Source organism: Singulisphaera photorubra, assembly GCF_045290345.1.
Classification (GTDB): domain Bacteria; phylum Planctomycetota; class Planctomycetia; order Isosphaerales; family Isosphaeraceae; genus Singulisphaera.
In genome coordinates, this window is record NZ_CP155447.1 from 845,954 (window position 1) to 870,147 (window position 24,194).

Annotated in this window: 20 protein-coding genes and 1 pseudogene; 14 read left to right on the plus strand and 7 right to left on the minus strand. The window is 64.0% G+C overall.

Annotated elements, in window-relative coordinates:
• Positions 1 to 66: 66 nt before the first annotated feature.
• The 8 genes and pseudogenes from rpsM (at position 67) to rtcA (ending at position 6,594) form a co-directional block, all read left to right on the plus strand.
• Positions 67 to 450: a 30S ribosomal protein S13 gene (gene rpsM / locus V5E97_RS03240; protein WP_406697840.1), complete on the plus strand. Its 384-nt coding sequence runs from the start codon at positions 67 to 69 to the stop codon at positions 448 to 450.
• A 255-nt stretch (positions 451 to 705) separates the two neighbouring features.
• Positions 706 to 1,085 (plus strand): annotated as a pseudogene (gene rpsK, locus V5E97_RS03245) (30S ribosomal protein S11).
• A gap of 251 nt (positions 1,086 to 1,336) precedes the next feature.
• A complete protein-coding gene (gene rpsD / locus V5E97_RS03250) occupies positions 1,337 to 1,966 on the plus strand; it encodes a 30S ribosomal protein S4 (protein ID WP_015244081.1) in 630 nt (209 codons plus the stop codon).
• A gap of 121 nt (positions 1,967 to 2,087) precedes the next feature.
• A complete protein-coding gene (locus V5E97_RS03255) occupies positions 2,088 to 3,089 on the plus strand; it encodes a DNA-directed RNA polymerase subunit alpha (protein WP_406697841.1) in 1,002 nt (333 codons plus the stop codon).
• Positions 3,090 to 3,235: 146 nt separating this feature from the next.
• Positions 3,236 to 3,655 (plus strand): 50S ribosomal protein L17, encoded by a 420-nt coding sequence (gene rplQ / locus V5E97_RS03260; protein ID WP_406697842.1) that lies wholly within the window; start codon positions 3,236 to 3,238, stop codon positions 3,653 to 3,655.
• An 80-nt stretch (positions 3,656 to 3,735) separates the two neighbouring features.
• Complete coding sequence (locus tag V5E97_RS03265; RefSeq protein ID WP_406697843.1) at positions 3,736 to 4,185, plus strand: HIT family protein; 450 nt, start codon at positions 3,736 to 3,738, stop codon at positions 4,183 to 4,185.
• 204 nt (positions 4,186 to 4,389) lie between these two features.
• Positions 4,390 to 5,256, plus strand: coding sequence for a hypothetical protein (locus V5E97_RS03270; protein WP_406697844.1), 867 nt, complete (start codon positions 4,390 to 4,392; stop codon positions 5,254 to 5,256).
• Between the two features lie 141 nt (positions 5,257 to 5,397).
• Positions 5,398 to 6,594, plus strand: a complete 1,197-nt coding sequence (gene rtcA, locus V5E97_RS03275) for an RNA 3'-terminal phosphate cyclase (RefSeq protein WP_406697845.1) — start codon at positions 5,398 to 5,400, stop codon at positions 6,592 to 6,594.
• A gap of 32 nt (positions 6,595 to 6,626) precedes the next feature.
• Here rtcA and V5E97_RS03280 read toward each other — a convergent pair whose 3' ends face one another.
• Both V5E97_RS03280 and V5E97_RS03285 read right to left on the minus strand, forming a co-directional pair.
• A complete protein-coding gene (locus V5E97_RS03280) occupies positions 6,627 to 7,073 on the minus strand; it encodes a ribosome-binding factor A (protein ID WP_406697846.1) in 447 nt (148 codons plus the stop codon).
• A gap of 284 nt (positions 7,074 to 7,357) precedes the next feature.
• Positions 7,358 to 9,022: an alkaline phosphatase family protein gene (locus V5E97_RS03285; protein ID WP_406697847.1), complete on the minus strand. Its 1,665-nt coding sequence runs from the start codon at positions 9,020 to 9,022 to the stop codon at positions 7,358 to 7,360.
• 1,518 nt (positions 9,023 to 10,540) lie between these two features.
• Here V5E97_RS03285 and V5E97_RS03290 point away from each other — a divergent pair.
• Entirely contained in the window at positions 10,541 to 11,899 is a 1,359-nt protein-coding gene (locus tag V5E97_RS03290; protein ID WP_406697848.1) for a D-arabinono-1,4-lactone oxidase, read from the plus strand.
• Positions 11,900 to 12,070: 171 nt separating this feature from the next.
• Complete coding sequence (locus V5E97_RS03295) at positions 12,071 to 13,789, plus strand: SMI1/KNR4 family protein (protein ID WP_406697849.1); 1,719 nt, start codon at positions 12,071 to 12,073, stop codon at positions 13,787 to 13,789.
• Between the two features lie 649 nt (positions 13,790 to 14,438).
• On the opposite strand, the gene V5E97_RS03300 is transcribed toward V5E97_RS03295, so the two are convergent.
• Positions 14,439 to 16,313, minus strand: coding sequence for an ABC transporter permease subunit (locus V5E97_RS03300; protein ID WP_406697850.1), 1,875 nt, complete (start codon positions 16,311 to 16,313; stop codon positions 14,439 to 14,441).
• Positions 16,314 to 16,484: 171 nt separating this feature from the next.
• Here V5E97_RS03300 and V5E97_RS03305 point away from each other — a divergent pair, with 171 nt between their 5' ends.
• Positions 16,485 to 16,955 carry a hypothetical protein gene (locus V5E97_RS03305; protein ID WP_406697851.1) on the plus strand — a complete coding sequence of 157 codons (471 nt, stop codon included), beginning with the start codon at positions 16,485 to 16,487 and terminating at the stop codon, positions 16,953 to 16,955.
• A 59-nt stretch (positions 16,956 to 17,014) separates the two neighbouring features.
• Here the strand turns inward: V5E97_RS03305 and V5E97_RS03310 are convergent, their stop codons facing one another.
• From V5E97_RS03310 to V5E97_RS03325, 4 genes are all read right to left on the minus strand, one after another.
• Positions 17,015 to 17,281 (minus strand): hypothetical protein, encoded by a 267-nt coding sequence (locus V5E97_RS03310; protein ID WP_406697852.1) that lies wholly within the window; start codon positions 17,279 to 17,281, stop codon positions 17,015 to 17,017.
• Between the two features lie 62 nt (positions 17,282 to 17,343).
• Positions 17,344 to 18,354 carry an amidohydrolase family protein gene (locus V5E97_RS03315; protein ID WP_406697853.1) on the minus strand — a complete coding sequence of 337 codons (1,011 nt, stop codon included), beginning with the start codon at positions 18,352 to 18,354 and terminating at the stop codon, positions 17,344 to 17,346.
• A gap of 89 nt (positions 18,355 to 18,443) precedes the next feature.
• Entirely contained in the window at positions 18,444 to 18,653 is a 210-nt protein-coding gene (locus V5E97_RS03320) for a hypothetical protein (protein WP_406697854.1), read from the minus strand.
• Positions 18,596 to 20,248 carry a rhomboid family intramembrane serine protease gene (locus V5E97_RS03325; protein WP_406697855.1) on the minus strand — a complete coding sequence of 551 codons (1,653 nt, stop codon included), beginning with the start codon at positions 20,246 to 20,248 and terminating at the stop codon, positions 18,596 to 18,598. The genes V5E97_RS03320 and V5E97_RS03325 overlap by 58 nt, the downstream gene beginning before the upstream one ends.
• A 432-nt stretch (positions 20,249 to 20,680) precedes the next feature.
• Here V5E97_RS03325 and V5E97_RS03330 point away from each other — a divergent pair, with 432 nt between their 5' ends.
• The 3 genes from V5E97_RS03330 to V5E97_RS03340 all read left to right on the plus strand — a co-directional run bounded on the left by V5E97_RS03330 (position 20,681) and on the right by V5E97_RS03340 (position 24,189).
• Positions 20,681 to 21,235, plus strand: coding sequence for a rhodanese-like domain-containing protein (locus tag V5E97_RS03330; protein WP_406697856.1), 555 nt, complete (start codon positions 20,681 to 20,683; stop codon positions 21,233 to 21,235).
• A 130-nt stretch (positions 21,236 to 21,365) separates the two neighbouring features.
• Entirely contained in the window at positions 21,366 to 22,040 is a 675-nt protein-coding gene (locus tag V5E97_RS03335; protein ID WP_406697857.1) for a DUF1264 domain-containing protein, read from the plus strand.
• A 109-nt stretch (positions 22,041 to 22,149) separates the two neighbouring features.
• Positions 22,150 to 24,189: a sensor histidine kinase gene (locus tag V5E97_RS03340; protein WP_406697859.1), complete on the plus strand. Its 2,040-nt coding sequence runs from the start codon at positions 22,150 to 22,152 to the stop codon at positions 24,187 to 24,189.
• Positions 24,190 to 24,194 lie beyond the last annotated feature (5 nt).

A 24,194-nucleotide genomic window follows, 5' to 3' on the forward strand; every position in this document is an offset into this window, starting at 1 on the left:
GCGCCGACCTCGGCTCGGAGCTATGCCCACGCCACTCCACGTTCTTGCTTCACGGAGATAGGACGGATGCCTCGTATCCTCGGTGTCGATATCCCGAACGACAAGCGCACAGTGATCGCTCTGCGCTACATTTACGGGATCGGGCCGTTCCTTGCCGAGCAACTTTGCGAACGGACGGGAATCAGCCCTGACAAGCGATCAAAAGACCTGACCGAAGACGATCTGGCCAAGCTGGCTTCGTTGCTCGATAGCGAGTACGTGGTCGAAGGGCAACTTCGTCGCCAGGTCCAGCAGGCCATCTCTCGGCTGCGCGACATCGGCTGCTATCGTGGCCTTCGGCACCGTAAAGGGTTGCCGGTTCACGGTCAGCGGACCCGAACGAATGCCCGGACCCGCAAGGGACCGCGGAAGACGGTCGCCGGCAAGAAGGGCGTCAAGGAAATGCGCTAAGGGCGTCGCGAACTCTCGTGGCCTCTGTCCTCGCCTACATCGGCGTGGCTCTGACCTCAAGGTTTCGCGATCCGCCAGCGCCGCAACGACCAGAGCTCGCCCGGTCGTGACCGGTTAACCGGAAGGTTGGCCGGGGCCAAGGGGACCATTACAAGGGACTGAGGTCTCTGATGCCCCCGTGGAAGTCCGGGAGTCGAGAGTTCGGTATCGTTTTCTCGTTTCCATTCCGAGATTCGACCAGGGAGCAACGGACCCGTGGCCAAGGCCAAGAAGCGGAAAACACGACGCAACGTCAGCCGGGCTGTCGTGCATATCAAGGCAACGTTCAATAACACGACGGTCACGATCACCGATCCCAACGGCGACGCGTTGTGCTGGGCCTCGTCCGGGACCGTGGGCTTCAAAGGAGCCGCAAAAGCACTCCCTTCGCCGCCCAGCGGGCCGCCGAGACCGCGGCAGCCACCGCGACGAAGTATGGGGTCAAAGAAGTCGAGGTCAAGGTCAAGGGGCCCGGCTCCGGCCGTGAAAGCGCGATCACCGCGCTGCAAGCCTCCGGCCTCTCGATCAAGGCGATCGAAGACGTCACCCCGCTGCCGCACAACGGCTGCCGTCCCCCGAAGAAGCGGCGGGTCTAAGGCTCTTCGAGCCCAGCCATGCCTCGCTTCTTTCTCGCTTTTGCTCACGTGATCGCATTGATTCGATGAGAATGTCTCGTCTCGATCCGACCGGCCCCGCGGGTCTGTCGTGATCCGGGTTGCCGAAACCCGCGGTCAGTACCGGACGGATCGCTCGTCAGCCAGAACGATACCGAGGAACCCGAAGGCCCGATGCGGGCCTTGGAAAACTCGGCCGATTGCAACCCGACGTTGAGGAATGCCGAACCACCATGGGACGCCATATCGGGCCGGTCTGCCGGCTCTGCCGCCGCGAAGGTTTGAAGCTCTTTTTGAAGGGGACGCGCTGCGACACCCCGAAGTGCGCCGTCGAACGCCGTGAAGGCGTGCCGGGTATGCACCAGTTCCGCCGCGGAAAGGCGAGCGAGTACTCCATCCGCCTCCGCGAAAAGCAGAAGGTCAAGCGCTACTACGGCGTCTTTGAGCGGCAGTTCCGCAAGTACTTCGACCTGGCCAGCCGTCGACCCGGCAACACGGGCGACGCCTTGATGGCTCTTCTCGAGCGCCGGTTGGACAACGTCGTCACCCGCCTCGGGTTTGCGACCAGCCGACCGCAAGCGCGACAGATGATCACCCACGGCCATATCACGATCAACGGTCGCAAGCTCGACATCCCGAGCTATCTGGTTCGTCCCGGTGACCAGATTCAGGTCAAGGATCGTGAGCACTCCCGCAAACTTGCGGCCTCGAACCTGTCTGCTGAGGGGATGCCTCCTGTACCCGAGTGGCTCGATCGCTCCGGTACCGAACCGCCCGAGGGGCGCGTCTCCCGCTTGCCTGGGACCCAGGATATCTCGCTGCCGGTTACCCCGCAGTTGATCGTCGAGTTGTTGAGCCGCTGAGCCAAGCAATTTGTCGCGATCAGCACTCTACTTTCAGGCATCCGCCAGGGATGAAGATGGTCACGAGGCCTCTCGGCCTCGGACCGATCGCTGAAGGCTGGTCGCGTTTTTGGAGAGAGCGATGCGCATCCGTTGGCGTGGCCTCGAACTTCCCAGCCGGGTCGTCTGCAACCGTGAAAAACTGACCGATACGTACGGCGAATTCCACGTCGAGCCGTTCGAACGCGGATTCGGTCATACGGTTGGCAACAGCCTGCGCCGCATCCTCCTTTCCAGCCTGGAGGGGAGCGCTGTCACCAAGATCAAAATTCAAGGGGTTCAGCACGAGTTCTCCTCGATCCCGGGCATGGTCGAGGATATCACCGACCTGGTCCTGAACATCAAGGGCCTGGTCGTCAAGAACCACTCTGAGCAGAACCGGACGATCCGGATCGAACGCGACCGTCGCGGTGTCGTCACGGCAGCCGACATCCTCCACGACGAGTCGATCGAGATCATCAACCCTGATCATATTCTCTGCACGCTCACCGACGACGTCCCGTTTGCGTTGGAGATGACCGTCGAGAACGGCCGGGGATATCGCCCCGCCGCGGAAGGGCACACCGACGACCTCGAAGTCGGCGCGATCCCGATCGACGCGATTTACAGCCCCGTGATCCGGGTCGAGTATCGCGTCGAAAACACCCGCGTCGGTCAGCGGACCAACTACGACAAGCTCGTCCTCCGAATCTGGACCACCGGCACGCTCGGCCCCGAGATGTCGCTGGTCGAGGCCGCCAAGATCCTCCGGAAGCACTTGAACCCGTTCGTCCAGTACTACGAACCGGGCCCTGGGCTGCCGTCCGACGCCAGTGGCCAGGACGGTTCTCGGTCCGAGCCGGTTGATGCCGAACTCGAGCGTAAGCTCGACATGAGTTTGGCTGAACTCGAACTCTCGGTCCGGGCGACCAACTGCCTGGAGAGCGAAGGGATCACGACCGTCCGCCACCTGGTCAGCCGCTCAGAAGACCAGCTCCTGACGGTCCGCAACTTCGGCGAGACCACCCTCAAAGAAGTCCGCGCCAAGCTTCACGAGATCGGCCTCGACCTGGGCATGGATATCCTCATGCGACAAGGGGTTTGAGTCTCCTGCCAATCCTGTAGAGCCGTTTTCGCTTGCGTGGCGAAGGTCTTCGGACGGGTGGGCGATGCCCACCATCGGAGGCCGAGATGGGTGGGTCACGCCCACCCCCTACAACGAACCAAACTTAGCTGCGAGCCTGAGAGACCATGCGACACCGTAAAGCCGGTCGGAAATTCAAGCGGTCGCCGTCGCACCGGCGAATGCTCCTGCGTAACCTGGCCACCGCTCTGCTCGAGCACGGTCGGATCGAGACGACCCTGGCCAAGGCCAAGGAAATGCAGCCGTTTACCGAGAAATTGATCACCCTGGCCAAAGACGGGTGGAACCTGAATGACTTCCGCCGCGTCCTGGCTGTCGTGACCAAGAAAGAAGTGGCCTTCTCGCTCTTCAAAGAGATCGGCCCGCGGTTCAAGGATCGTACGGGTGGATACACCCGGATCTTCAAACTCGCCAAGGTCCGCCAAGGTGATGCCGCTCCGATGGCCGTCATCTCCTTGCTGGGTGAGAACGAGCAGATCAAGGCTCAGACCAAGCCGACCGTCGTGACCACGTCCGCCGGGTCCTGATTCAACGACGGCCCCGCGTGGACCCAAATGAGTCCTCGCGGGGTCGCTTGACCCTTCGGAAATCAAGAAGTCGCTCCATCATGTCGCAGCACACTTACGAACCTCACTGCCCGTTCTGCAAGATCGTTCGAGGGGAGATTCCCTCGTCGAAGGTCCTTGAGACCGACGACGCAGTCGCCTTCCTCGACATCAACCCGGTTAACCCCGGTCACGTCTTGCTCGTCCCCAAATCCCACCACTCCAATCTGACCGATCTTCCTGATCTGACGGCCGCTCATCTTGGCGCGCTCGTCCCTCGTCTCTGTCGCGCCGTTCAGGCAGCGACGAGATCCGACGGCTTCCATTTGGTCGTCAACAATGGTCGCGCGGCCGGCCAGACCGTCGATCACGGCCACTGGCATATCATTCCTCGGTTCTACAACGACCCGGTCCACTGGCCTTGGCCCCACAGCCAATATGCCGGTGATGAACTCAGCCAGATCCAAGGTCGCATCGAGCGTGAGCTGAACCCGCCCTCCAGCGATGCCTGACCGTTCGATCGGCCTACCGCCCGCCCCACCGAATCCGTCCTCTCGTCCGTTGGCAAGTCGAGGCTGACCTCGATCCTGGCCAAGCGTTCGGGTTGGCATTGACGGAGAAAGTCTCCCGCCATAGACTTCCGGCCAAGATCCATCCCGGCGTGAGTATCTCTATATCACTCTTTTTTCTCGGTGACGCGGAAAGGATTCCGCTCCATGAATGGGAAAGTGCTGACCCTTGTGGTGGCCATCACTGCCGTCGCGGGTTGCTCGTTGAATCGCACGGACCTCGGTCGCGACACCTTTCTCGCACGGATCGGGGGAGGCGGCCAGATCATCGAGCCCAAGCGATGCAATCTGCGGGTGGCGATCCTTTCGCGGCCGTTGCGTGAAGAGGCGATCAATGGCGCACTCTGGAGTGTGGTCGATGAACAGTCGATTGCCCCCGAGCTCCGCCGCGCGCTTGAGGTCAACGGACTTCGGATGGGCCTGATTACCGGAGAACTGCCCCACGAGGTCGACTCGATTCTCAACGCCAAGGCGCCTCACAAGGTGGAGCCTTCGCAGTTTGAGTTTCCTGACGGCGACCATGCCATGATCGACATGGTCGACACCACCCCAGAGGTCAGCCTGCTTCTGAACCGGGAGGGGCGTGCGTTCGGCAAGCCGTACCAGGACGCCAGCGGCTGGTTCCGGGTGACGGCCAACCACGACGGCGCGACCGGGGTCGCTTTGCGGTTCGTTCCCGAGATCCATCACGGCCCCATTCAGCGTGCCTTCACTGCATTACCCAACGCCGGCAGTTACTCGCCGCAACAATTCATGCAGAAGGACGGGCAGCAAGAGGAAAGCCTTCGCGAGTTGGCGACGACGCTCACTCTGCAACCAGGCCAGATCGCCGTGGTCGGCTGCCTTCCCGAAGCCAGCCGGAGCCTTGGCTCCTTCATGTTTACCCAACCCGAGGCCAACAGCGACCGGCTGCTCCAACGCGTGCTCCTCGTCTGGGCGTCTCGGGAGGGGGTCAACCAGCCTGTGTCGTCCAGCCTCCCCAGCCTTGTGCCGGTCGATCCGCCCAAGTCGTAAGTAAGCCCGGGGAACCCCCGCCTTGTTGGGCCGCGCGCTCAAGCAAGGGTCGCTGAAGCCAGTGAACCGCGTCCTCACCTTGTTTGTCTGTCTGTCTGCCAGGTACCGTCCGCCACGGTATGCTGGGAAGGAGTCTCCGCCATGGATTGGCAAGCGTTGAAGACGGGATGGGGTAAGAAGGGACCGATCGAGTCGCGCAGGCGCTGGGTCATGCATGGCGGGCACGATCGCGTGGCAACTCCACACCGCCTTCCGGACGACCTCGATTTTCTCAACGAGGAGCCTCGGGTGGTATCTTCGCGACTGATCACCCTGGATGGCTCGCGTGGGGAAGGGGGAGGGCAGATCCTCCGGACCGCCCTGACGCTCTCGCTCCTGACCGGCCGCTCGTTCCGGATCGTCAAGATCCGCGCCAACCGCGACAAGCCCGGGCTCCGTCCCCAGCACCTGAAAGCCGTCGAGGCCGCCGCGAGCCTGGCAGGGGCCGAGGTCGTCGGCGCCTCCATCGGCTCGCGTGATTTGACGTTCCGGCCCGCCTCGTACACTCCTCGCGACCTGCAAATCGACATCGGCACGGCAGGCTCGACCGCTCTCGTGCTCCAGACCCTGCACTTGCCCTTGGCCCTCCGCGCCGAGCAGCCGATCCGAGTGACCCTCACGGGGGGGACGTTCAACACGGCCGCCCCCTCACTCCCATTTCTGGAGTCAACCTGGCGAGCCCACCTGGCAAGCTTCGGCTCGACCATGGCGCTGTCGATGCCCTCCGCAGGCTTCTATCCCCGTGGTGGCGGTCGACTCGACGCCTGGATCGAGCCCGCGACGCTCAAGTCCGTGACCCGGACCGAGCGCGGCCCATTGGCCCGGATCCACGGCATCGCCGGCGTGTCGAACCTTCGGCCCGAGATCGCTCAGCGGATGCGCGACCAGGCCGTGGCCCGACTCGCCGAGCGCGGTCTGTCGGCCGAGATCGCACTGGTCGACTGGCCAAGCCTGGGGCAGGGGGCCGCCATCAGCCTGTCGGCCACCTACGGCCAGGACGGGATCCCGGCCACGTTCGTCGGCCTGGGCGAGCGCGGTAAGCCCGCCGAAGTCGTCGCTGACGAGGCGGTCGACGAGTTGCTCGCGTTCCATGACGCCGAGGGAAGTGCCGTCGACCCCCACTCAGCCGACCAGATCCTCGTCCCCTTGGCTCTCGCTCCGGGCCGAAGCGAATACACGGTCTCGGCCGTTACCGAGCACCTGCTCACCAACGTCGCGACCATCCGCGCCTTCCTCGACCGCACGATCGAGGTCGAGACGTTTGAGGGAGATGGTCCCGGCCGGGTCATCATCGCCTGACCTCGGCCGGGAGCTCAATCACCTCGATCCCATCAACGAATCACCACAGAACCGCCTTGTGCATCCCCGACCGGGAGCGCAAGGCGGAATCCGAGTGTCGGCGTTCGCTTTCGCGTAATCGCCGCCGCCACCTCACACCGCAACCGCCCCGAGGCACGCGCCAGGCGTTCCAGGACCAAGGTGGGTGAGATGACCTCCGAGGAGGGTTGAACGCAGACGGTGACCAGCAGCCGAGACGCGTCGGGCGCCGGCTCCACCGCCACCACCTGCAAGTTCCGTAAGACGTCGTCGCCGCAATCGCCCGCCAGGACCTGGCCGAGCGCCTCGGCCACCTGGCCACAGAGCTGCCAGGCCTTCCGAGACGACTTTCGTCCTGACCGCCCTTCCTTGAGCCACTCCCGAGGCTCCACGCCGTCGTCGGGGTGAGGTTGGGCGCAAAGCGAGCGCAACTGCTTCTGAGAAGGCTTCCTGAGTGTCATCCGGATCTCTCACGCGGAAAATCGGCGCACCGTGAGCGCCGAGGATCGATCGAACGAATGGGACGATCTTTTGCGTGTGAGAGCCTGGCCCGAGACGGGCCGGGAGAGGATTACCCGACCGCGGGGCGCAGGCTCGACGAGACAATCAGACGGGTTTGGTGGCGCATCGTCGGCCTCCTTTCGGGACGGGTAGGGCGGAGCCGAGTCGAGCCGTCAGGTAACGACTCGAGGCTCGGGCAATCGTAGGGGGAAGTCCGTACCAAGTCAACTGGACCGGCGATCGATCAAAGATAGCCGAGATCGGCCAGTCGTTGCTGGATCTCGGCGTCTTCTTCTTCGGTATACGCCACAGGCGCCGGCGTCTCGCTGGGTGCCGTGACCGCCCCGAACGCCGCTCCGTCAGTCGGGGCAAACGCAGGGGCAAGGATCTCGGTCAGGACCCGGCCGTCCATGTCGCTGGGAACCGGCACACCGAGCAGGTGCAGGACCGTGGGGGCGATGTCGAGCAGGGCCGCCCCCTGGGGCGTCGCCCCCGCCTGGAACGGCGGGCCGGACGCAACGATCATCCCCTCCATCCGGTGGTCTCCCGTCGGCCCAAACGCAGGCGCGATCAGCTTGTTGGTCGTGAAGTCGTGCAGCCCGATCGTCCGATAGCGCCAGTCGCGAAGGACCACCGTCAGGTCAGGCGCCAGATGAGCGTGCGGCCCCTCGTAGAGCTCATCGCGCTCGCAGACGCGGTCGACCAGCGGTTCCCCCGTCTCGGGGTGTGGGATCGTCAACAGGGCCGCCTTGAGCTCGTCCAGCAGCCCCCGCGCCTCTTCGGGTTCGACGCACCCTTGCGGCTGCCTCCCTTTCAGATTGAGGAAGATCTGCCCGAAGTTCCCCTGAGAATAGGCGCGCGTCTTCGACCAGTCGATATGCCTTCGCGACAGGAAGGCCGACTCCGCCATCCGATCGAGAATCCCAGTCTGCTTCCCCCGGAACCGGCTGACCCGCTGCCCGGCGAGGCCGAACTTCGCCATCAGACCATAGAACCACTCGGGAGTCGCCCCGCGTTTGTAGAACCAGTGCTTCTGCTTCACGTAGAGCGAATCCTGAAGCGCGATATCACCGCGATCCAGGAGCCAGACGTTGAAGTTGACGTACCACTCGATCCCGCCGAAGCCGTGGTCGCTCATCAGGATCAGGGCCGCGTCGGCGGGAAGCTTCTGCTCGATCTCGCCGATTCCCTGGTCGAGCCGCTTCCAAAAGGCGTCGCACCCCGCCTGCAAGGCTGCAAAATCCCGCCCCTTGGCGAGCCGGTGCGCCTGGTCCCAGACGTGCCAGAGCTCATGCTGGATGCGGTCGGTCGCCATCAGGTCGAACATGAACAGGTCCCACTCGCAGCGACCCATCAGGAACTGAACCGCCTTCAAGTGCTGATCGAGAAAGGCGGTCAGCTCCTTCAGCACTTCGACTTCATTCCCGCCATCATGGACCGTCGACGCCCAGGGGCGATACGTCCCGACCTCCTTCTCCAACTCGGCGAAGATCGCGGGGTCGCTGGCGAAGTCAGGCGCATCGGCCGGGCTGAGGAAGTCCCCCAGGTAGAACCCAGGGGCCTGCCTGTGGGGATAACTCATCGGCACCCCACCGGCCACCGACTTCTTCCCGTGCCGCCCGGCGATCTCCCAGACCAGGTCCGTCTTGATCGCCCGCGACGAGTTCACCCGCCCATTGAGCGGGTTGTGCGCGTACTCCAAGAATTCGAAGACCCCGTGCTTCCCGGAGTTCTTCCCCGTCATCACCGTGGTCCAGGCCACCGGACTGAGCGGCGGAAACACAGAGCCGAGCGTCCCCGACGCCCCTTTCTCCATGAGTCGCTGAAGGTTGGGCAGTTCCCCCTTTTTGACCAAGGGTTCGAGGATATCCCACGTCGCCCCGTCCAACCCCAGCACAAAGACCTTCATAAATGCCCAATCCCTTCCCACGACACCGTCAACCCTGAACCTCGAAATCTCCTCCGCTTCAACCCAAGAATCTTACCGAAGTCATGACTGGAAAAGCGACTCGGGTTTCTTGTCAGCGGCCATGCTCAATTTCAGGCGGTCCCTGCCAGATCATGAGGCACCCTTCACCAAACTCTCCCTGGAAACAAACGGGACCTTCAAAAAAACCGAAAATCGCAACCCCTTGAAAGAGTAAGCCTTGAGCCATTCTATCTCGCCACGGGCCCGTGTTTGGGGCGAATGGCACGCAAGATGCCTTATTAGCTAATCACTCAAGTGACGCGACGACCAGACGCGTCCGGTTCCCTGGCTCACTCTAGAGAGTGGCCCACGGAATCATGAGTTCAAATCACGAGCAAGCGTCGTTCTCCCTGGCTGTGCCCGGCCCCCTCGTGGGGGGCCGGGCTTTTTTTTTGTTTTCAACGATCCGCGCCAGAGCGAAAGAACCGAGCATTCTTGCGGCTTCCGCGCGGGGTTGTTTGCAGTAGCACGGCCGGACCGGAAATCCATCGAGATTCTCGCCCAGTTACAGATAGTTGTTGATTTTCTTGTCAGCCAACCCCAAAAGGCGAACCCAGCCAACATTTAACATTAACCACATTTCTTCAATTTTTTATAAACCATGAAGCACGGCACACGTGGACTTGCCCATCAACTCCTGCCGTTTCGTCTCGGCCCATGACCCCGATCTGGTGGCCTCGACAGAAACCAAGCCTTCAGAATCAATTCGTCTACACAAGTTTACGGCCGAGTCACCCACGTCGTTGTCGTTGTCCCCGGTGTCTGGGGATTCGCCCCGGGGTCACAGACACCGGCGACAACGACGTGAGCAACTCGAAGGCGAACCGCTGTAGTCCAAAGAGATTGCCAATCCGACTTCGTCGCGGCCTCAGTCGTCAGCCTGCAGACTCTTGGCCTCGACTTCGGTTCAAAGGTGAAGCTTCGAGCCGTTGCGTTGTTACCAGACCGTCAGGGAGACATTGCCCTTGGCTGAATCCGGAATATGCCGGAATCACAACGAACCCGCCGCCGATCCCCGAGACACTCGGGAGACACATCTCCGTCCACGATCAGTCGGCACTGTCTTCTTCATCGCGACTGGGCTACGTTCTTACTGACAGTCAGAAAAGTCATGTCCTCAATTCGCAGTCCCGGACGGGTTATCATGCGTAGCCAGGAGCGCAAGCTCTGGGAACGAGGACACCCCAAATGAAGCGGCTTTTGCAGTCCCGAAGAGGCGACCGTCAATCGCCGAGGGCTGGTTCTGACGGTCGCCCTTTCAGAGCCACGCCAGATCAACACACCGAACAATCTCCTTGGATTGCGCCCCTGGTTAGGAACGGTCGCCCCTCCGGGGCTGCAAAGTCCCCGCCCGACGAAAAAGGGTCGAGAACAGAACATGACTTTTCTGACTCTCAGTAGGCAGGGAACTTTTGAACCCAATCCAGGCACTCAACCGCAGCGGGGAAGAGTTTGATCATGAATAAGCGAACGTTCCTCAAGCTATCGGCCGCGATCTTGGGCGGAGCGCCCGGGGGTCCACTGTTCGGCAAGGCACCCGACGCCCCTTCATCGAGCGGCCAGCTCACCAACTGGGCCGGCAACTTCCGATACAGTACGAACAACTTGCATCAGGCCACGTCGGTCGAACAGATTCAGAAATTCGTCAAGGAGCACGACTCCCTGAAGACGCTCGGCACACGTCATTGCTTCAATGATATCGCCGACAGTTCACATGCGTTCATATCACTCAAACCAATGAGCCAGGTGATCGCACTCGATCCGCAGGCGCGCACGGTGACGGTTGAAGCGGGAGTAAACTACGGCCAGTTGTGCCCCACTCTCCATGAGAAGGGCTTCGCCTTGCACAACCTCGCCTCCCTGCCGCACATTTCCATCGCCGGCGCGTGTGCCACGGCCACGCACGGGTCGGGCGTCAAACTTGGAAACCTGGCCACGGCGGTCTCGGCCCTGGAACTCGTCACGGCCAACGGAGACATCTTGAACCTTTCCCGCGAGCGAGACGGGGACACGTTCCTCGGGGCCGTCGTGAACCTGGGGGCGCTCGGGGTGGTGACCAAGGTCACGCTGGCCATCGAGCCAACCTTCATGATGCGCCAGGATGTTTACGAGGACATGCCGCTGGCGCAACTGGCGGACAACTTCGAGAAAATCGTGGCGAGCGGCGACAGCGTCAGTCTGTTCACCGACTGGCAAAACAAGCGGATCAGCGAAGTGTGGGTCAAGCGCCGGGTCGAGAAGGGGGACACATCCAAGGCCAAACCTGAGTTCTTTGGCGCAACCCTCGCGACCAAGAATCTCCACCCGATCGCCGAACTCTCGGCGGAGAACTGCACGGAGCAAATGGGAGTACCCGGCCCCTGGTACGAACGGATGCCTCATTTCCGGATGGGGTTCACTCCGAGCAGCGGCAAGGAGTTGCAGTCCGAGTATTTCGTCGCCCGCAAAGACGCGGTTGAAGCGATCCTCGCCATCGAGCGTTTGCGCGACATGGTGAGCCCCCACCTGTTCATCTCGGAACTGCGCACGGTCGATGAGGACCGACTGTGGATGAGCCCTTGTTATCAGCGACCGAGCCTGACCATCCACTTCACCTGGAAGCAAGACTGGGATTCCGTCCGCAAGCTGCTGCCGATCATCGAGAAGGAACTGGCGCCTTACGAGGTCCGTCCCCACTGGGGAAAACTGTTCGCCCTAGACCCCGCACAACTGCAATCCCGCTATGAAAAACTGACCGAGTTCAAGGAACTGGTCAAAAAGCATGACCCTCGTGGCAAGTTCCGCAACGCGTTCCTGGCCAGGAACCTTTACGGCTGAGATCCGGCTTCCCCGGGAAACGCCGTGATCATCGTTCTGGGGCGAGTCGTTGCACATTCAAACGCGTGGGAACTTGAGGTGTGTGAGCCAGGTGTGGTATTCCCATCGTCCTGAGCGGGCAGACGAGAAGTGCAGTCCGACAAGCCCTACGGCGAACCAGTGAGGACCGCGATGGATTTCCCCGAAGAGTTCGATGAGACCGAGATCGTCACCCACTTCCTGATCACGGCCCCGATCCGCTGGGGGCCGGACGACGCCGGCCTCCTCTGGAACGAGGTCTTGCCGAACGGCGAGGTCGAAATCCGGTTCTGGACGCCCGACAATGACGCCGACCGCGCCCGGCTCGAAGCGTTCTGGCAAGCGTGCCAGCAGGTCGACTGGGACGACGTCCGGGTCCACGAGGTCCCCGCCACCGAGATCAAGCGGCCGGCCTTCACCATGCCGGTTGCGGCCCCGGCGCCGCCCCCGAAAGCGGGGCCGGCGCCGGAGTTCACCGAACAGGGCCTGATCCGCCGCGTCCCGCACGCTCCCGCTCCGGTGGCCGAATCGTGGCATCGGATCGAGGCCTGGATGTCGAGGCACTGCCCCGAGGTGATCGCGGCGCTCCTGCCGGGGGCGTCCGAGACGGAGATTGCCGAGTTCGAGGCGGTGATCGGCCAGAAACTTCCTGCGGATGTGAGGGAATCGTACCGGATCCATGACGGGCTCGGCCCCATCCCGATGGAGTACTACGAGCGGTTCGAGGACGATGAAGACATCAACGCCTCCTCCCCTGAGTTCATCCATTCCCTCTTCTACGAGATGGGGCTCCACTCGATCTGCGGAAGGCGGGGACGCGAGGCCATCCTGAGCAATTGGGCCGACCGGGGTGGTTCCGAACTCATCTATCATGAGTACAGCGAGTGCGAGGTGTTCCCCGCGGATGCGATCCAGATCCGCGACGACTGTCGGGGGTGGATTCCCCTCTTTTGCAGCGATGGCAACTGCTTCGGAGTCGACTTGGCCCCGGGACCGACCGGAGTGGTAGGCCAGGTCATCAACTTCGGTAATGACGAGAATGAATTCAAGTTCGTCCTTGCCACAAGCTGGGCTCAATTCCTCGAAGACTACGCCGACGAGTTGGAGGCGGGGAACTTCGTGATCACAGGCGAGCCGAGCGACTATGACCGTGAGCTCTTGATGAAGCGACCGAGAGAGTCGCCAATCTGTGGGAACTGGCGTCATTGGGCCGAGGCGAAGCTCAGCCCCGCATTCCAGGCTATCGCGACGGCACCGTCATCCGAGCCTGTCCCGGCAGCCCCAGAGACCGACCGAGAATGCCGGGCCGTGGTCGAGGGGTTCCTCTCCGCATATCGCGCCTGGGAGCTGCGTTGGCTCGCCGTCCGGCCCGTCGGCCAACTCGGCTTCCATTCGGTCCTCGAACGGGCCGACGGGGTGTTCCGGTGGCATGCCTATACCAAGAAGGATTTGATCCAGCGGGGCCTTCCGGTCCCCGCGGCCGTCACCTACGTCGAGACTATCGAAAGGTCGGGCAAGTCGTACTCCGAGATCCAAGAAGATGCGTGGTTGAAGGCCCACCTCGACGTGGGTCCGCATTACCAGCCGGCGATGGCCGAGCGGCGGGCCATCTTCGCCGCGCACACGACCGACTGGGCCCAGCGAAGCCAGAGCGACGCATTCGTCCTCCACGACTCGCCGCGTTTCGACCTTGAGGAGTATCGTGACGCCCTGGTCTACCAGTGCGACGACGATACGGCGTACGTCTGGTCCATTCGGGGCAATGCAGACAGGCGATTCCTGCTCAAACGCGAACAAGGGGCCTGGCGAATCGAGCGTCTGCAAGCCCAGTTCAAGGACAATCAGCCGTTCCGATCCAAGACCCTGATGTAACCCACCGGTGGACAACCATAGCCTCATCGCTAAGGACCTGGCCCCCGATGCCGCTCACTCTTTGTAGCGAGCGTCTCAAACCTCGGGGTGGAGGCCAAAAGCCCGGGATCACAGACCCAGCGACAAAGAAATCCGAAGCGGCGACTCGATCACCATGATCCGTGCGCCATCCAAAGGGAAACCGCCTTCGCCACCGACCGTCCGTGTGAGCCGTTGACCAGACGGACATGGTGGGCGACTCCGCACGAAATCCACCGTGACGAGCCGCACAAGGTCAGGCGCGACCCCGCAGATTCGGCTGACCTGGGAACGAAGACAGAGGGCGGCATCCTGCCGCCCCTCTGAGTCTTAACCCTCTCGTCGTTGAGGCAACGGGCACCTAGTTGTCGCTGCGCGGAAGTAATGCCCGAAATTGACGAGATTGCCATGCTCCGGGAGGTCTACGCCCGAGGCATCCCGAAGCAGGGGGACATTAGGGCGGGAAGGTGGCAGAGCTGAGATTTCGGCCCGATGCCGAGCCCGCACTGAAGAAAGGGGTCGTCGGAGAATCCCCTTTTTTGTTCCTCTCGCCCTGAGGGGCTACCACTGTCTTCTGCTCTCGGTCTCCTGCGTTTGCTGACCGCCGACCGTTCCCGAGGCCATCGGCCGCTCACGGTTCCGCCGCCGTGGCCTTGTCGACCGAGGATCGGCCGCGCGACGGGGAGAGTCCGCCCTCGGCCGGTCCGGCCGTCTCCCCGTCGCGGGCAAAGTCGTCCTCATCCCGGATCGAGGGACCGTCGATGCGCCCGAGGCAGCGGTTGAATGTCCCGAGCGTCGCCAGCAGTAGGGCGAGGGCGACGCCGCCGTAGGCGACCGTCCAGAATAGGGTCCAAAGCGTCTGGTTCACGAACTCGCTTGGCGTCCCGTCGCCGGCGAGCTTCGAGCTGTAGGCGCCGACGCCCATGGGCGGGCTGCCCGCGGCGATGCCGATGCCGTCATCCCCCGGGAAGACGGAAAAGGTCAGGGGGATCCAGCCAATGCTCATGAATAGATAGAGGCCGACGGTCAGCGCCGCGGCCCGGCCCATCCGCGGGATCCAGGTCGCAAGGGCCAGCCCGAGGCTGGTGATCGCCGCGCCATAGGCCAGGATCAGCGCCGCCATTAGGGCCACCCCCCAGAAGTGTCCCGTGAAGAACGACAGGGCGGTGGCGACCGCCACCGGCAGGATCAGCAGCGGCGGGACGCCCCGGAAGGCGCCCCACCACTTGCCCCAGACGATCGCCCGGGTCGGCAGCGGCGTGGCCATCAGCACGTCGAGGCTGCCTCGCTGGCGCTCCTCGGCCAGGCTCGTCGTGGCCGAGACGCTGAGCAAGAGCAACCCGGCGCCCACCTGGAGTCCGTTGATCACGGCGCCGAACTCGCGGACCGCGAGGTTGCCGCCGATCATCTCGACGATCGTGTAGACGCTGAAGCTGCCGCAGAGCAGGACATAGGTTCCCCAGACCGCGAGGCCCCACCGCGACGGGCTCCTCCGCTGGCACTCGCGCCAGAGCACCGGGTTGCGGTCCAACGACGGCGTCGGCCAGGCCCGGCGCACCAGGCGGCACAGTCCTACCGTTCCCGGGGCCCACCGCCCGATCCGATCGAGGTCGATCCGCCCGAGCAGCCACGCCGGCCATGTCCGGCGCCTCGGTGCCCGCTCTCCGCGGCCGAGTTGCCGGATCACCACCGCCCGGATCCGCCACGTCGCGGCCCCGATTAGCACCGCCGAGGCCGCCAGGCCCAGCCCGAGGAACGCCGCCAGCGTCCCGATCGTCACCGGCGCCATGCCAGGGGGCGGGCCATGGCCCATCGCCAGCACCAGGACGATCGGGTTATACGGCAGCAGGTCCATGGACGAGGGCAGCCCCAACACTCGCCACGCCGACGGGATCATCGCCTGGATGCCCGCGGTAATCGGAGCGGCCAGCAGGTAGAGGATGCCGAAGGCGTAGGTCGCCAGCAGCACCTCGTGCGTCTTCTTGCCCCAGACCGACAGCGTCAGCGCCAGCGAGCAGCCGAAGACGGCGCAAGAGAGCACTACGAGCAGGGTCCCGACCAGCCCGACCGGGTCGATGCCGCCGAAGAGCGTGGCGATCGACATCACCGGCGCCGCGCAGAGGATCATCCCGACCACCGGCACCAGCCGTGCCGCCAGCTTTCCCAGGACGATCTCGGCGTCGGACAGGTCGGTGGCGAACAGCAGGGTCAGGTTGCCCCGCGCCTTGTCCTGGCAGACCGCCCCGGCCGTCGCCGCCGGCGCCGCCAGGCCGACCAGCCCGAGCAGGATGATCGCCGTCGTCTCGTAGAACGTCTTGCCCACCTGCGTCTGCTGGGCGATCGTCACCGCCGCCGATCGCGCCTCCGGCGACCCGGACCAGATCAGCGTGATCGCCCCGAGCAGCAGCAGCACCGTCAGCGACCGCATCGCGTAAACCTGCCACCGCCGCGACGCCATCCGCCACTCGAACGCGAAAACCGGCCCCAGGCCCACGCGCCTCGCCATGCCCCGGCCTCCCGCTCGGTGGGATCGTTCGACGGCCTACGAGATCCCACGGGCGTCGCGGCCCGACCAGACAGGACACTCAAGTGCCCCGGCCGTTCGCGTCCCGCAAAGGCCTCCGAGATCATGGCCGGCCCTTCGAGGAAGGGATTGTCGCGGCCAACAAGCTTTGCGATGCAAAGTATTGTAGACCAGGTAACATTCCTGTCAAGCGGGGCCTCCGTCGCCGACCACATCGGCCGGCCCGGATTTCCCCCCTGCAGCGGGCCCAGATCGTTGAACTCGCCTGCCTGGAGCCGATCGCGCGAGGTCTGCACCTCACCCATTGGAGCAGCACCGAGTTGGCCCGACAGGCGGTCCGCGCCGGGATCGTCGCGGCGATCGACCCGGCCACTGTCGAGCCTCTGGGATTGGTGGCGCGGGCGCCGGACCCCGGCCCATGCCTCCTGGCTGAACCAGTCCGAGCTGCTGAACAACGCCTTCGGCGGCCGCTACCTGAGGCGCGGGTCGTGGGCGGACCGCGAGTCGTTCATCGAGCACGTCCGCACCGTGGGCCTGGAGTACAACCGCCTGCACGCGCACCCGTTTGAATGGACCTGGACCAATCAGCAGATGCGTGCCTGGTTCGCCGTGCACTCAACCTGAATTTCGTGCATTACTTCCGCGCAGCGACACTAGGCAAGGCGGGGCCGCCCTGCGCCATATCAGGCGCGCCCCCGCAGAGGCGGCAGGGCCACGGCTCTGAGGAAGAAGAGGAGCGACGGCAGCGACAGCAGGCGATTGCGAAGGTCGCCGCGGCGCAGCCCGGACCAGGAAATCCAGAGGCCCGCCGCGGTGATCAGGACGAACAGTAAATGCCCGGGGCCGACCTGACTGACGGTGGCGACGAGCAGGGAGGGCAGGCCGAGCACGAAGAACAGGGCGACGAGGCCGAGGCCGGCCGGCCCCTCCCACTGGCGACGCGGTTGCATCGGCATATTCTTTGTTCACACCTAAAATCAATCCACCGGCCTGTCAACCGCTTGCGCCTCGGTCAGGCAAGGCGGTACACTCGCAGGGCGTTGTCGTGGAACAGCTTCCGCCGCTCCACTTCGCTCCGAGCCTGGACGATCGTCCTCAGCGCCTCGACCCACTGGCGAGGGGTCGCGGCCAGCGTGCAGACGGGCCAGTCGCCGCCGAAGATGACCCGGTCGGGGCCGAAGGCGGAGAGGACGTGGTTGACGATGGGGGCCAGGTCGTCGGAGGTCCAGGGGTCGGGGGCCGCCGACGCGACGATTCCCGAGACCTTGCAGACAAGGTTCTTCCGCTCGGCCAGCCGGCTGATGTCGGCACGCCAGGCCGCGAGGTCCTTCTCACGCACGCTCGGGTTGCCGCAGTGGTCGAGGATGAACGACGTGCCGGGGCAGGCGTCGATCAGTTGGGCCCCGTCGCTCAACTCGCCGGACCGCATGCAGAGGTCGAAGCTCAGGCCCCGCTCGCCCAGGAGCCGGATCCCTCGGATAAATTTGGGGTCGAGGCAGTAGCCACGCGGCGTGCTGCCGCCGTGGAGCACCTGGCGAATGCCCTTGATCGCAGGCTCATCCTTGTATCGATCGAGATCCGCCGCGAATCCGTCAGATACGGGACGCCCTCCGATCACGGCGCCGACCATCGGACCCACGTGACGGCGGCAGAGATCGATGACGTAGTCGGCCTCCGCCTTGTGCTGCGCCGGCTCGACGTCCACTTCCATGTAGACCGACTTGACGACCCCTAGGCCCTCGACGGCTTTCAGGTAATCGTCCATCAAGAAGCTCTTGGCCAGAGGCGAGTCGGCCGTCAGCCAGGGCAGGCGGAACCGGGTGAGGTCCCAGAGATGCTGATGCGTATCGATGATCGGAATCATTCCCTTGGTCTCCCCGGAGGCCTCTGCCGCCGCCTCGTTGCAGGGGGCGTCTGGTTCTTGCCCGAAGGCTCGCCCCACTCCCTGGGCACCCGATCCGGCGGCCACGGCCAGCGCGATCGTCTGCCCCAAAAATCGCCTTCGCTCCGTTTGCCGCGTCATCGTCGTTCATCCTCCACGACCGGTCGTTCCCCCTCGCCAGCGACGACGGGACTCTCCCGTCGACGGGCAAAGATCAGCGCAAAAGGCATTCAAGGTTTCTGCACCGTCAATTGGTGAGCTTTGAAATAGGCCTCACGCAGCTTGCGAAATTCCTCGAAGTCGTCCATGTAGGCCTGGAACGAAGCAGCCAACCCATCCGGCCCCTTGAGGAGACTCTCATCTCGCTCGGTGAAGTACCGCTTCAAGAGCACCAGAGCTTGATGCTGATGCGAGTTGGCCAGGGCCAGGCGATCGGACATGGCCCGGATCTCCGGATTGGCGATGGGCAGGGCTCGAGCCGTCGTCTCATGCTCTCCGAGTCGGCGATCAACTGGTTCAACGTCGATTCGATCTGACTCGCCGGCACGTCGCCGCGATCGATTTCGTTCAAGACCTGCTCGGCTGCCTGAGAGATGCGGTCAAACTCCGGATAGAGCGGCGCCGAGGCGTGCTGGAACGCGTTCCAGGCCGGTGCGGCATGCAGCGCGGCCTCGAGTTGCGGCCCCATGGTGGGATCGGCCAGGATCCGCTCGCGTGCCTGGCCGATCGTTTGTCTGGTGAGCAGAAAGAGGCCGGCCGAAAGCACCGCGATGGCCCCCGCCCGGCGCAAGAATCCCACCCGATCGGGCCGATTGATCCGACCGTCGGCCAGAATGAGCCCGACGACGAAGCCCGTGGCCAATCCGCCGAGGTGGGCGGCCATGTCGATCGTCGAGCTGCTCAGGCCAAAGATCACGTTGTATCCCAGAAATGCGAGCGTCCCGGAGCGCATCGGTTGCAAGATCGCGGGGGGCACGTCGCGATGCCGGATGGCGAGAAAGCCGAGCAGGCCGCCGAACACCCCGAAGATCGCGCCCGAGGCCCCGGCACACACGAAGGTCGGATGAACGAACAGGCTGGCGGCCGCACCACCGAGTCCCGAGAGCCCATAGATCGCGGCAAAGCCCAGATGCCCAAAGAACCGCTCCACCACGGGGCCGGTCGTGAGCAGACACCAAAGGTTCATCGCCAGGTGAATCAGGCCGAAGTGGAGGAACATGCTGGTGAAAAGACGCCAGGCCTCCCCGTCGAAGACCACCGAGGGGCCGAAACTCGCCCCCCAATCGAGCATGGCCTTGGTCGCCGGCTCGAAGGGCTCGACCCCCTGGGCCACCATCGCGACGTAGACCAAAGCGCAGGCCGCCGCCATCAAGGGAGTCACCACCGCACGCTTCGCCACCAGGGTCTGGCACTGGTAATTCCGGATCGCGGCCTGGAGCGTCCGCGCCTCGGCATCGGCGGCGACCACCGCCGGCCACGCCAGGCGTGCTTGCTCGGCGGCCACCGGCACGAGGTTCGGCAGGGGCTTCTCGCCGATCATGACCGATCGGACCTCTTTGAGGTATCCGATCAAGGCCTGGAGAAGTGGGATATTCGCCCCCAGGTTGATCTGCCGCCCCTCGCCAAGGTCGATCACCTTGGAGAGTACACCGGCCAGAGGGATCGCCTCGGGTAAATTCTGATAGGCGAGGTACTCGCACCGTAGCGGCGGCCGGCCGACCGCCTGCGAGTCCGGGTGATCCGTATCGTCCCACTCGGCCTCGTCCTGCCGGGGGTCGCCTGCCCAGTAAATCCGCTTCGTCGTCAGGGCGCAGCTCTGGGTGGAGACGTTGTTCAGCCCCTTCCCGACGATCGCCAGCAGAGTCTCATCGTCCGCAAGACTCAGATAACTCGGGATGACGGCGGCCAGGACCGGCTGCGGGATCCGCGGAGCGACCCAACCATGCCCCTGCTGCCCCAATATGGCGCAGAAGATCCACGCGACGTGGTCGAAGGTCAGGACATCGTCGGCGTGCCCGGGCAAGATCTCTTCCATAATGAGGTCCGCGCTCCACTCCTCTTTTGATTCCTCGGCCTCGAGCCGCCTCGGCATCGTTGCCGTCGCAAGCTCGCCTGGGCGTGGCCCAGGAACCATTCCCGGCGGATCTCAATCGTTGACGAACTTCGGGAATGGCCCGACCATCGTAACCACGAGACGTCGCCGACAACATCATTTTCGGTCGGGTCTCGCAAGGCGCAAGGCACAAGGCCATCAGGTCCAGCCCACACGGAACATCCCCAAAGGGAATGCCCAAGACCCAAGAGATGGCCCCGCAACAGGAGGCAAGATCGTTATTTCACGATAAGATGGCTAACGGGGACGGTTCTCTCGAGAGCCGTCGAGGCCATCGGCCACTTGCCGAGCGGCGGCGATACCGCCCATCCGCCCGGCCCGCCGTCAGCGCCCTGGGGACAGGGGGAGCAAGCGATGAGCGTCACGACGATCAGACCAACTGAACTCGAGGAATTGCGACGACAAGGGAGTTTGGTCGACTTGATCGACGTGCGAACCCCGGCCGAGTACCGGGAGGTACACGCCGAGCCCGCCCGCCTGGTGCCGCTCGAGGCACTTGACCCCAAGGCCATCATGGAGGCCCGCGACCTCACGGGCAGAACGAACGCCCCCCTCTACACAATCTGCCGGTCAGGGAGCCGGGGCCGGTCGGCGGCCGAAAAATTCCACGCCGCCGGGTTCCCCAACGTGATCAACGTCGAAGGGGGGACCTTGGCCTGGGAACGCGCCGGATTGCCGGTAATCCGTGGCCAGAAGACCGTCTCGCTCGAACGCCAGGTGCGAATCGCCGCCGGGTCATTGGTCGTCCTCGGCACCGCGCTCGGGGCGTTCGTCCATCCCCTGTTCCTCGGCCTGGCCGCGTTCGTCGGAGCGGGACTGGTCTTCGCCGGGATCACGGACACCTGCGGCATGGCGATGATCCTCGCCCGGATGCCCTGGAACCAGGTCGATTCCGAGGTTCCAGCCTGATCCCACTCAACGAATCGAAGAGGACGGAAAGGACTCCGACGAATCCACGCAGCAACCCGTCGCCCGACGGGCAAACGTGTGAGTTGGCCCCCTGAGAGTGAGAGCACGTTCCACCTTCGAGGAGATCACCATGCGAGGAAAACCGTGGTCCTTGTCGAAGTCGGTTCCCCCGATGACCGTCCTGCTCGCCTGCCTGTTCGGCATGGCGGCAGGGGCGATCCTGACTAACCTCACGAGACGATCGTCGGCCTGGGCCGACGATGAGAAGGTCGCCCATGGCCAGGCCTTGACGGACGTCAAGGCCCCAATCGCAGAGGTCCTCCATTGCCCGCTGGCCTTCGTTGGGATCCACCTCCTCAAGGACCTGCCGGAACATGCCCAGGTGGCCTATCACTACTGCAAGGTCGTGAACGACGACGTGTTCCAGTGTATTCTCTATGATGGCAACGGACCGGACGCCAAGCTTATCGGCATTGAGTACCTCGTTAGCGATGCGCTGTATCAGAAGATGCCCGCTGAGGAAAAGGCCTACTGGCACGACCACAAGTTCGAGGTGGACTCCGGCTTACTCAAGAGCCTCACCCAAACCGGGGCCGAAGAGAAAAAGACCATGGCCAGTGTCCGGCCCCTCTGGGGCAAGGTCTTTCACACCTGGGCGTCCGGCAAGACCTACCCGATCGGCCCGCCCCGGCTCTTCTGGAGTGCGACGGGTGAGGAGCCATTCGTCCTCGCCCCCCATGCGAAGCAGCTCGTGGATCAGGAAGTAAACCGAGCGAATCGACCGGAGAAACCGGCGGGACGTTAAGTTCTCGAGACGCTTCGTCATCACCAACATCGAAGGCGCCGACCGGACTCCTCAAAACCCATCACGACTTCTAGAATCGTTACTGACTCTGGCCTGAGGTCACACTGCGTTGTGGTGGATTTTGGTTGCCGCGTTGTGTTCTCAGGCTCCGGACGCCCCCACGGACGAGCCTCAGACGCCCTGGCTCACAAAGGCTCGCGAGATTCGGCTCTTGGCCCCGGACGAGGCGGCGTTGGGGCTGCCTGTCCGGCTTGAAGCCGTGATCACCTACTTTGATGCAGGCGCCACGACGTTCGTGCAGGACGACACGGGGGGGACGTTCTATCAGGGCCTGACGCGGCATCCCGACTGGAAGTGGGGCCAGCGCGTTCTCATTGAGGGAAAGTCCTTTCCGGGGCTCTATGTCCCTGGGATCAAGGCGACCAAGGTGCAGATCCTCGGGCCGGGACGGCTCCCACCCCCCACGCCGATCACGGCCGACGTGCTGGCGTCGGGCCGTTACCATTACCAGTGGATCGAGCTCGAGGGGATCGGCCGCTCGGTGACGGTGACCGGGGAGAATACGTCTGTCCTGCGGCTGGCCTCCGGGTCGAGACCGGTCGAGATTCGCATCGACGAGGTCCCCCCCAGTCACCTCGACCTGGTGGACGCCCGACTGCGGGTCCAGGGACTCGCCGCGGGGTTCATCAACGATCGCCGCCAACTGGTCTTGCCCCACCTCAAGGTCCGCGGCTATCGAGACGTCGCGATCGTCGATTCCCCGCCCGCTCCCGCGCAGCTTCCTGTGGTTTCCATCGACGACCAGCTTCGGTTCACCCCCAACGGGGCTTCGGAACGCCGGATCAAGGTTCGCGGGGTCGTCACCAGCGATCAACCACATGAGCCGATCTTCCTTCGAGGAGCAGGGCGGGGGCTCCTGGTCGAGTCAAGCCTCAGCGCAGCGTTTCAGCCAGGTGATGTGATCGAGGTCCTTGGATTTCCCGAGATGGGAACCTTTCGCGCCTTCCTCGCGGACGCGACGACGAAGTGGGTGGGAACGGAGCCGGCCCCCGCACCGCACCGCGTGACCGTGAAAAACTTGCTCACCGGGATCCGCGATGCCGACCTGGTGGAGCTCGAGGGGGACCTCGCGGCGAGTTACGCCGGGACCGAGGGAGTGGTGCTCACGATCCAGGCTGGGGAAACCGCCTTCCGGGTTCGCTGCCCGAGCGGTCCGCTCCCCCAGTGGGTCCAGGGGAGCCGGCTATCGGTCAGCGGGATCTGCCGGATCGCGGATACGACCAATGACCGGGGCTACCGGGTCCAACCCGTCTCGTTCGACCTCTGGGCCCGCTCTCCTGACGACATCCGCCTGCTCAAGTCCCCCTCGTGGTGGACCCCGCAACGGCTCACGGCGGCGGTGGGCGCACTCGTCTCCGCCATTGTGGCGGCCTTGATCTGGGTTTTCCGGCTGCGTCGGAGAATCCATGAGCAGACAACCATTATTCGATCGCAACTGGCCCGCGAAATCGTCCTCGACGAACGCCAGCGGATCGCTCGCGAAGTCCACGACACGCTGGAGCAGGAACTCGTCGGCCTCGCCTTGCGGCTCGACGCCGCCGCGAGCGTCGCCGCCCCCCCCTTGCTCGCGCTTCTCGAGGCGGCCCGGCACCTGGTCGACCGGATCCACGCCGAGCTCCGGATCCTGGTCTGGGACCTCCGTGAACAGGACGACGGCCCACGCGACCTGGGCGAGATGCTGGCCCGTTCCACGCGGGAGCTGCAGACGTCACCAACGCCGACCTTGGATCTCACCGTGACCGGAACACCCTGGCCGCTCCCCGGTCCCGTCGAGCACAACCTGCTGCGGATTGCTCAGGAAACGATCACTAACGCTCTCAAGCATGCCAACCCTAGCACAATTCGGATCCACCTCGCTTATGACCCGGACCTAATCTCGTTGCGAATTCAGGATAATGGCTGCGGTTTCGAGGCTGACGGACCGGCCGCAGCGAAGTTAGGGCACTTCGGCCTGATCGGCATGCGTGAACGAGCGCGTAAGATGGGCGCTCAGCTTGAGATCCAAAGCGGGCCAGCCGAGGGGACGACCATCAAGGTCTCGGTGCCACGGGTCCGGCACCGCCTGGAGGGAAGTCAACATGGAGGATAGGGAGG

Coding starts and splice junctions, on each gene's coding strand:
- rpsM (WP_406697840.1), top strand. CDS start 67: ATGCCTCGTATCCTCGGTGTCGATATCCCGAACGACAAGCGCACAGTG.
- rpsD (WP_015244081.1), top strand. CDS start 1,337: ATGGGACGCCATATCGGGCCGGTCTGCCGGCTCTGCCGCCGCGAAGGT.
- V5E97_RS03255 (WP_406697841.1), top strand. CDS start 2,088: ATGCGCATCCGTTGGCGTGGCCTCGAACTTCCCAGCCGGGTCGTCTGC.
- rplQ (WP_406697842.1), top strand. CDS start 3,236: ATGCGACACCGTAAAGCCGGTCGGAAATTCAAGCGGTCGCCGTCGCAC.
- V5E97_RS03265 (WP_406697843.1), top strand. CDS start 3,736: ATGTCGCAGCACACTTACGAACCTCACTGCCCGTTCTGCAAGATCGTT.
- V5E97_RS03270 (WP_406697844.1), top strand. CDS start 4,390: ATGAATGGGAAAGTGCTGACCCTTGTGGTGGCCATCACTGCCGTCGCG.
- rtcA (WP_406697845.1), top strand. CDS start 5,398: ATGGATTGGCAAGCGTTGAAGACGGGATGGGGTAAGAAGGGACCGATC.
- V5E97_RS03280 (WP_406697846.1), bottom strand. CDS start 7,073: ATGACACTCAGGAAGCCTTCTCAGAAGCAGTTGCGCTCGCTTTGCGCC.
- V5E97_RS03285 (WP_406697847.1), bottom strand. CDS start 9,022: ATGAAGGTCTTTGTGCTGGGGTTGGACGGGGCGACGTGGGATATCCTC.
- V5E97_RS03290 (WP_406697848.1), top strand. CDS start 10,541: ATGAATAAGCGAACGTTCCTCAAGCTATCGGCCGCGATCTTGGGCGGA.
- V5E97_RS03295 (WP_406697849.1), top strand. CDS start 12,071: ATGGATTTCCCCGAAGAGTTCGATGAGACCGAGATCGTCACCCACTTC.
- V5E97_RS03300 (WP_406697850.1), bottom strand. CDS start 16,313: ATGGCGAGGCGCGTGGGCCTGGGGCCGGTTTTCGCGTTCGAGTGGCGG.
- V5E97_RS03305 (WP_406697851.1), top strand. CDS start 16,485: ATGCAAAGTATTGTAGACCAGGTAACATTCCTGTCAAGCGGGGCCTCC.
- V5E97_RS03310 (WP_406697852.1), bottom strand. CDS start 17,281: ATGCAACCGCGTCGCCAGTGGGAGGGGCCGGCCGGCCTCGGCCTCGTC.
- V5E97_RS03315 (WP_406697853.1), bottom strand. CDS start 18,354: ATGACGCGGCAAACGGAGCGAAGGCGATTTTTGGGGCAGACGATCGCG.
- V5E97_RS03320 (WP_406697854.1), bottom strand. CDS start 18,653: ATGTCCGATCGCCTGGCCCTGGCCAACTCGCATCAGCATCAAGCTCTG.
- V5E97_RS03325 (WP_406697855.1), bottom strand. CDS start 20,248: ATGGAAGAGATCTTGCCCGGGCACGCCGACGATGTCCTGACCTTCGAC.
- V5E97_RS03330 (WP_406697856.1), top strand. CDS start 20,681: ATGAGCGTCACGACGATCAGACCAACTGAACTCGAGGAATTGCGACGA.
- V5E97_RS03335 (WP_406697857.1), top strand. CDS start 21,366: ATGCGAGGAAAACCGTGGTCCTTGTCGAAGTCGGTTCCCCCGATGACC.